This is a genomic window from Novosphingobium naphthalenivorans NBRC 102051 (assembly GCF_001590985.1).
Lineage (GTDB): Bacteria > Pseudomonadota > Alphaproteobacteria > Sphingomonadales > Sphingomonadaceae > Novosphingobium > Novosphingobium naphthalenivorans.
On the sequence record NZ_BCTX01000131.1, the window covers coordinates 1 to 7667 of the forward strand.

General features: G+C 63.5%; 7 protein-coding genes. 3 read left to right on the forward strand and 4 right to left on the reverse strand.

Annotation, left to right across the window (positions count from 1 at the left end; translation table 11 throughout):
• Positions 1 to 131: 131 nt before the first annotated feature.
• Both NN5_RS23375 and traA read right to left on the reverse strand, forming a co-directional pair.
• Positions 132 to 833: a DUF6118 family protein gene (locus NN5_RS23375; protein ID WP_067738908.1), complete on the reverse strand. Its 702-nt coding sequence runs from the start codon at positions 831 to 833 to the stop codon at positions 132 to 134.
• Between the two features lie 9 nt (positions 834 to 842).
• Positions 843 to 3686 carry a Ti-type conjugative transfer relaxase TraA gene (gene traA / locus NN5_RS23380; protein ID WP_067738911.1) on the reverse strand — a complete coding sequence of 948 codons (2844 nt, stop codon included), beginning with the start codon at positions 3684 to 3686 and terminating at the stop codon, positions 843 to 845.
• Positions 3687 to 3857: 171 nt separating this feature from the next.
• On the opposite strand from traA, the gene NN5_RS23385 reads away from it, so the two are divergent.
• The 3 genes from NN5_RS23385 (at position 3858) to NN5_RS23395 (ending at position 5320) form a co-directional block, all read left to right on the forward strand.
• Positions 3858 to 4187 carry a conjugal transfer protein TraD gene (locus tag NN5_RS23385; RefSeq protein ID WP_067738914.1) on the forward strand — a complete coding sequence of 110 codons (330 nt, stop codon included), beginning with the start codon at positions 3858 to 3860 and terminating at the stop codon, positions 4185 to 4187.
• A 16-nt stretch (positions 4188 to 4203) separates the two neighbouring features.
• A complete protein-coding gene (locus NN5_RS23390; RefSeq protein WP_067738924.1) occupies positions 4204 to 4434 on the forward strand; it encodes a conjugal transfer protein TraD in 231 nt (76 codons plus the stop codon).
• 298 nt (positions 4435 to 4732) lie between these two features.
• Entirely contained in the window at positions 4733 to 5320 is a 588-nt protein-coding gene (locus NN5_RS23395) for a hypothetical protein (protein ID WP_067738917.1), read from the forward strand.
• Positions 5321 to 6001: 681 nt separating this feature from the next.
• Here the strand turns inward: NN5_RS23395 and istB are convergent.
• A complete protein-coding gene (istB, locus tag NN5_RS23400; RefSeq protein ID WP_067738921.1) occupies positions 6002 to 6742 on the reverse strand; it encodes an IS21-like element helper ATPase IstB in 741 nt (246 codons plus the stop codon).
• Positions 6743 to 6754: 12 nt separating this feature from the next.
• Positions 6755 to 7667, reverse strand: a 913-nt coding sequence (locus NN5_RS23405; protein ID WP_067738927.1) for a Mu transposase domain-containing protein, incomplete at its 5' end; no start/stop codon positions are given.

Here is a 7667-nt window from a genome sequence, read left to right on the forward strand (position 1 = left end):
TCTCGGAAGCCGAAGGTCTGCAAGATCCAGTGGTTGCCCTCGAAAGCACCAGTAAAATGCTCTCATGAGGGGCAGCTTATTCAGATGCGCCGGTCCAAAGCTGACTGTCGGCTAGGTTCCAAGGCACGCCCTTATCTGCCTTTCTCAGAGCCGACCTTAACAGAGCAGCTAGCCTCGCTCCCCGTCTCCTCCGCCTTCTTCGCGCAATCGACGAACTTGGCGCGGTCCTCGTCCGACACGTGCAGGAAGTAAGCCACTTCCTCCCAGCGCTTTTGATCGTAGACCTGCATCAAGCGCTGACCAGCAGTCCAGCCATCGCGATTCATGGTTTTGACCGCAGCCTGTTCCCGCCAGAGCCAGCTGTCGGGTACGATTTCCAGCGCAATCCGGGACGTGAGATACATGAGCGCCAAACCAATCGCGACGCCCATCGCACCGCTATATAGCAACCAGCGGTTCTGCTTCGCAGCTTCCCGCGCCGAAAAGACGACGTCGCGAATTGATCTGACCTCGGTGTTCAACTGCTGACGCGCGCGGGACCAGGCCTCCTGCTCGATCTCCCTTGCGCCTCGCGCGGCCGCGTCAACCTGAGAGGCGATATCTTTCGGCGTCAACGCCATCGCGGGGCGCAGGTTCAGCGTGTTGATTGCCTCGCGCAAGCGTTCGAAGCGCTCATCAATCCGGGCGAGGTCCGCGCTGTAGTCGCGCTCCTGCAGATGATCGAAGCGCGCGGCAAAGCCATCGATCGCCGCTGACATTCCGGCGAGACGGCGGTTCATGGCCTCGAACGCGGCGGTTGCGTCTTGATCGGCGGGTGGGTTGGTTTCAGTCATGCGCGAAGGCTACCGCTCAAGCCCGCGTGAGCGCGAGCGGCTGATCCAATCCTGCATGTCCCGAGACAGGGTACTGCCTTCGCGGGGCTTGAAGCCCAGCTCATAAGATCTCCTGTGGAGCCGGGACTCCAGTTCCGGATCGCGATGGAAGCTCTTCGAGAGGTAATCGATTCGCTCGGCCGCGCGTTCGGCGCCGAGAGGATCGCCCATCTTCTGCATGCGCAGGAACTGGCGGGTGCGGGTCTGCCATTCTTTGATGAAGCGATCCGCCCGCTCATCAGCCGCAATGCGGATCTCGCTTTCCAGCCGCATCGCCTGGATGGCTCGGGTACTTTTACCCTGAGCGGCCTCATCGATCAGCGACGGGTCCTTGTTCATGGCGGCGTACAGGTCCTCTGCCGCGTGCGGGCGCTGCGCATCGAGGCTTTTAGCCGCGCGATCGAGGGCATGCACCTGGCTGACAATCGGATTGAGTCGCTGGCGCTGCATCCGGTCGATGTCGCGCAGGGCCCGACCGTAGCGCGCGACGGCGGCGTCGAGTGGCTGGGATTGTTGAACTGACGGCTCCGGCTGCACCTTGAACCGCATGCCGGCAAAGGGATTGCGCCGAACCTCGGGTTCGTTCTTCGGCGCTGGCTCGGGCTTGGGCACCTGCTCGCGCGCGCGGGTGTAGTCGGACACCATGTCCTTGCCGCGCTCGCGGCTGAGCGCGCGGACAAGCCGGCTGCGCTCGGCAAAGTCGTCCTTCCCGTAATGCAGGTCGACCTGCGTGCGATGCCGCGACAGCGCGACATAGGAGGCATGTCGATCGAGCCCCGGTGTTGCAAGCACATGGACCCGGTCGACGGTCATACCTTGCGACTTGTGGATCGTCGCGGCGTAGCCGTGATCGACGTGAGCATAGTCCTTGAGGTCAAAAGCAACCGACCGCCCATCATCGGTACGCACGCGCATGGTGGCGGCGTTGACATGTTCGATGGTGCCGAGCGTCCCGTTCTTCACGCCAAGGCTGCGCTCGTTCTTGAGGAACATGATGCGGTCGCCGGAGGCAAATGCCCGCTCGCCGCGCTCGACGGTCAGGCCCACGTCCTGCCCGAGCATCTGCGCGACGCGCAGGCGAGTGCGCGCGGCCTCGTTGAGTTCGCGCACTTCATCATTGGTGTGCGTGAGGATGATACGGCTGGCGTCAGGATGCGCTTGCCGATCCGCGTCCCAGCGATCGATCAGATTGGCGCGGGCTGCTTCGCGCGTCTCGGCGGCATGGACATGCCCCGCGTTCTCGTACGCGGCGAGCGCCTCGCCGGTTCGCCCGATGGCAAGCTGGCGCGTTGCCTCGCGCTGCCATTCTTCGGATTGACGGCGAATGGTGGTGATCTCGACCGCACCATGCCGCTCGGCGATACTGCGGAAAGACGCACCTGCTTCGATCGCCTGAAGCTGCTCGGGATCGCCGACGAGCACGACCTTGGCCCCGCGCTTCTCGGCTTCGCGCATCACACGCTCCATCTGACGCGTGCCAATCATGCCCGCCTCGTCGATGACGAGCACGGACTTGCTGGTCAGCAACTCGCGTTCCTGTCCCCACTGGTGTTCGAGGCTGGCGAGCGTTCGGCTGGCGATGCCCGAACCCTGTTCGAGGTTCTCGGCCGCGATCCCTGAAAGCGCTGCGCCGTGGACCGAGTAGCCCGCCGAGTGCCACGCTTCGCGCGCGACCCCGAGCATCGCGCTCTTGCCGGTCCCGGCGTAGCCGATGACACTGCTGATCCCGCGCGCATCGGTGACATGCTCAAAGGCGCCGCGCTGCTCGGGGGAGAGCACCATGCCGCGCGCCTCGGCGCGCGTGAGGGCGCGGTCGCGATGCCGGTCGGGCACGCTGTGATGGCGCTCGGCATCGAGCCGGATTGTTTGCCGTTCGAGCCGCTGCTCGGTCTCCAGCATGGCGCGCAAGGTGAAGCGGTCTTCACCGCGCCCGTCCTTGCCCAACTTCACCAGCTCGGGCGAGGCCTTCACCACCGCCATGACCTGGTCGAACTGCTCCTTTCCCTCGCTGTGGCGGTGGACGAACATGGCAAGGTCGCGGTTGGTGAAGGTCGACTGCTGGTGGGTGATCGCATCAAGCGCGATGTGCGGGGCCGCGAGCAGCTTCTCGCCGTTGGCCCTTGCAATGGCGTGGTGCTCGTCGAGGCGTTCGCTTTCGAGGCCTTGTTCGACCATGCGCGAAGCGGCCGGGCCGATCTTGTTCTGTGGCTCCAGCTCGATGCCCTGCGCGTCCAGCGAGCGGTGATCGACGCGCGCGTCGATATCGAGTTCGACCAGCCGGGTGTTGACGTGCTCGGCCCAGGCCTCGCGCCAGTGCGTGAGCAGTTCGGTGCGGTTCCAGTCGCGCACCTTCGCGCCAAAGCCCTCTTCGCTGACTTCGCGCAAACCCAGCATCACATGCGCATGCGGCTTCGCCATGCCGTCCGCTCCCATATCCCAGTGCACATTGAGATCGGCGACCATGCCCCGGTCGACGAACTCGCGCTTCACGAAGTCGCGCGCCAGTTCGATGCCGTCGGCCTGTTTCATCTCGCGCGGGATGGCGAACTCGACTTCGCGCGAGAGCTGCGCGTCCTTGCGCTTCTCGGCGGCCTCGACGTCGTTCCACAGCCGTTCGCGGTCATGCCATTCCTCGGGTGCGTGCTCGGGGAGCAGGACTTCGGAATGGACGACGCCCGCCTTGTTGGTGAAGTCGTGGCTGCGATCGAGCCGCTCGTCGTGCAGCCGCGAGGCGGAGCGGTAGGCGGCGGCGGCCACGGCGGACGATCCGGCGGCCCGGGAAATGACTTTGGCCGAGAAGTGGTAGATCGCCATGGCGACATACCAATTACCCCTAAAAGCGCACGTCGGCACGACGTATAAGCGCGCCCTCGAACGATTTCATCGCACTCGGGAACACGAAATCCCAGGGGATTTCACGCTATTGAGGGGGGCTGAGACTCCCGATAGCTGAACGGTCCGACTTCCTCAACGAAAGGACGGAGCATGCGCAAACCCAGAGACTACGATGCCGAGCTCAAGGCGCTGACCGACAAGGCGAAGCAACTCAAGTGCCGCAAGGTGACCCAGCTTGGTGAGCTGGTGACCGCGTCCGGCGCCGATGCTTTCTCACCCGAAGAACTCGCGGGCATTCTGCTCGATGCAGCCGGCAACACAGACGCAGCACGAAAGGAGGCATGGCGCAAACGGGGCGCGGCGTTCTTTTCGGGCGAAGGGAAGGCAAAGGCTCGCCAGCGAACTGAACGCGAGCCGCGCCGCGCTGCACCGGAACCTGGCAGCGCGCAACCGCTGTTCGATGGCCCAGGCTCGGCATGACACACGCGAGTGGCAGGTGAAGCGGCGTGAACGTACCCGCCAGCTTATCGAACTGGGCGGGCTGGTCGTGAAAGCCGGGCTTGTCGAGCTGACCGACGACGACCGCGCCGTGATCCTTGGCCTGCTTGTCGAAGCGGCCGCCAGACTGCGAACCGAGGATCGCGAACAGGCGCTGACGCTGTGGAGGCGACGGGGCAAGCGGGCCTTCGCGCAAGACGCCACCATACCGCAAACAGACGCGCACTAAACGGCCCGCTACTGAACCGGCCTTGGCGTAAAGATTCGCGTCTGGTAACGTGCAAGGGCGCTGCGCAAAGGGCAGCGCCGGGACTGGTAATCCCGCACACGAAGCAAGCTCGGAAGACGCAGTTTTCCGGGGTGCCGTCGCGTATGTCCAAACCTTCGGGTGAAAGGCGGCGGCGCATGTCGTGTGCATGTTACCAGCTCCGGCGGCTCCCGCGCCTAGTGTGCGGGAGTTCGGGACTGGTCCGCATGATGTCTCGCCTCTTCCGCTCCACCGCTCAGATGCGGACCCGGAGGTGCCGATGGACAGCTTTGTTTCTGTTGCTTCACCCGATGAGATCGCCGCTGTTTCCGCAGCGCTACGTTCCTTGCCAAACGACAATTCCGCACTCGCTGCGCTCTGGAAGATTTACGGGGCCCAGCCCGTTCGGTTGCTGCGCACCCAGGAAGGCCGAAGCCTTAGCCGGGCACGCTACGAACGGGCGCTGGAATTCATGCACGGGCTCGAACCCAATGGCCGCAGTGACTGGCCCTATTTTCTCTACACCACCGGGATCGTGACGCAGCTGGCGCTGTCTTCGCATCTGCTCGATGTGGGCTTTCCGGACAGCTGGTGCGCGCGGCATGTCGGCCTGCATGTCGACCGTTCGCTGGCTTACGCGAACGTCACGGCGTTCGGCTACGATTGCCCCGAGACGGAGCGGTTGATGCAGGTGCTCTCGCCGTACTGGAAATGGAACCAGCAGAATGTGGCTGGCGGGCCGTTACCGGATGATGGCGGGTTCACGCCGGACCTCGTTCGCGCGTTGGTCTGCGGGCTTGTCGATCATGTGTGCCATGTGACGGGGCATGCGCGATCGCGGGGAAGGGCCGGCGGCAGGCCTTCTTGAGCTTGGGAGAAAAAGGCGCGGAACCGTTCTGTTTCGCGCCCTTGTCGGTCGTTCCTGGCCTCATTTGACGTTCCAGGAAGCCGACGTTCTATTCAAGGAGACGACGGTTGCTTCTCCGATAAAGCGTCCTTCCCAGAGATAGAACGTGCCCGCACGTTTCATTTCGTCGGCCGCATCCTTCGACAGAAACACAAAGCCTATGCGCCGTTCAGTGCCTGGTTCAAACGGCACGTCCCCTAGTTGTAGCCTCGCATCCCACCCAGATTTTGCGGTATCCTTAGACGTAAAACACGGACACCCGAATCCTGTTCTCGCCGCCATTCCCTTTCCCCCTTGATGGGTCGGGTAGAGCCTCACGTCTGCGAGTAAATCAGCGGACCTTGCGTGCCAATTGTTATCCATCACTGCAGGTCTATTCTATGAGTGAGCGCCTGAAAAGTCGCCCGGTGCCGTCGAGTTGATTCGCGTTCGCGTCGGCCATCCGGCGACCGCGGAGGTTATCCCGAAAGTTGCCTTTGAACTGCTTGCATCTTTTGACTGCGTCGGAGTCGGACGGTTGGTTGCGGATTCCGACGATCCCGGTCGGCTATTCCAATCTGATCCCGGCCACCATTCCGATTTGATCCCGGTCGGGTAGAAGCCAGATCGCGGTTGATTAATGATCCTGTCCTTGTGGGTTGGTCAAGCGGCTACTGGCACTGCGGTGCGGCGCATGGATTCACCGCTAAGTTCAAGCCGATGGGCATTGTGAACGAGGCGGTCCAGAATGGCGTCGGCGTAGGTGGGATCTCCGATCAGATCGAACCAGCGTGCCACGGGGAGTTGGCTGGTAACCAGCGTGGATTTACGGCCGTATCGGTCCTCCAGGATTTCGAGGAGATGATGGCGGGCATTGCCATCCAGGGGCTCAAGGCCCCAATCGTCGATGAGCAGGAGTTCGACCCTGGCGAGGCTTTTCATGCGCGCGGCGATCCGGCCATCCCCCTTGGCCAGGGCCAGTTCGTCGAGCAGGCGGGGGAGCCGGGTGTACAGGACCGAACGGTTGTCGCGGCACGCCTTATGACCGATGGCACAGGCGAGCCAACTCTTGCCGATGCCTGTTGGTCCGATGATGGCGCAGTTTTCGCAGGCGGCGATCCAGTCGCCCTTGAGCAGCATGTCGAAGAGCCGGCGGTCGAGGCCGCGGGACGTGCGGTAATCGACGTCCTCGGGAACGGCCCGGTGCCGTAGTTTTGCTTGGCGCAGGCGCAACGCCAGACGGCGGTCATTGCGGTAGGTCGCCTCGTGATCGAGCAGTAGCGCCAGCCATTCGGCGTGGCCGAGGCTGGCCGCCTCGTCATTGGCGGTAAGTTCGACGAAGGCCTTGGCCATGCCGTCAAGGCCAAGCTGGCCCAGTTGCTCGAGGGTGGGATGTTTCAGCATTCTCACGTCCTTTCAGTGGTAATAGTCCGAGCCGCGGATGTTGGTGTGCAGGATCGCCTCGCGCTCCGGGGATTTCGGCACCGGCACCTTGTCGAGCCCCTTTTCGAGGATCGATTTGACCGAGGGGTAATTGCGCGCCTGGATCTCCAGCGCGCGCAGCGCAGCAGCTTCCAGGCGCTCAGGTCCGAAGCGCTTTGCCAGGCCAATGATCCCGAGGCAGGAGCGGTACCCCTGCTCGGGATGCGGCCTGGCCTCGATGATCTTCTCGACCAGCAGCGAGAGCATCGGGCCGATCCGGGCGGCTTCCTCGCGGATTTTCGCCGGCGTCCATTCGCCGTAGCGGCGGTGACTGGAGGGCATGTGCTCGGGGACTGTGGTATGTCGGCCATTGCCGGAGGCGCGCATGTGTACGGCAATGCGCTCGGACCCCAGAAAGATTTCGACCGTGCGGGCCGTGAAGCGCACCTCCACCTCGCGGCGGGCAAAGCGGTGCGGCACCGAGTAATGGTGCCGCTCGAGCGCGATGTGATAATCGAGGCCGACCCGGCATCGCTTCCACTCGGCATGAACCCACGGCTCGGCGGGCAGCGGCTTCATGTTCGGCACGTCGATTTCCTCGAACATCTGACGACGCGTCTTGCCGAACTGGCGCAGCACCCGGTTGTCGTTGAGATCGGCCAGGCATTCGGCAATCGCGGCATTGACCTGGGCCAGGCTGTAGAAAATCCGATTGCGCAGCCGGCCCAGAAGCCAGCGTTCGACAATGCCGACGCAAGCCTCGACTTTCGCCTTGTCTCTCGGGCGCCTCGGCCGTGCCGGGAGCACCGCCGTGCCGTAATGGCGCGCCATGTCGGTGTAACTGCGGTTGACCACGGGATCGTAGAGGCAGGCCTTGATCACCGCGTGTTGATTTCCACTGAGAGCT